This is a genomic window from Serratia sp. H1w (assembly GCF_000633355.1).
GTDB lineage: Bacteria > Pseudomonadota > Gammaproteobacteria > Enterobacterales > Enterobacteriaceae > Chania.
Map to the genome: position 1 here is coordinate 1 of NZ_AYMQ01000196.1, position 211 is coordinate 211.

At 49.3% G+C, this 211-nt stretch carries 1 pseudogene; it reads right to left on the reverse strand.

Features of this window, described 5'->3' with window-relative positions:
* Positions 1-211, reverse strand: a pseudogene (locus U869_RS0128645) (IS3 family transposase); the annotation flags it as partial.

The following is a 211-nucleotide window of genomic DNA, read 5'->3' on the forward strand; positions in this document are numbered from 1 at the left end:
AGTGCTGACGGGGCTGATACCCTCACGGACATCATTTTTATGCTGAAGTAACCAGGCTCGCAGAGTGTCGTAATGGCATCCGATTTTTGACGAGATGGCACGAATGGCATCTGGCTCAGAGTCATACTCATCACGGTGTTCCAACAACATTCTGACTGCGCGCTCACGCAATTCAGGGGGATAGCGTTTGGCAGATTGTGATTTCATTTTG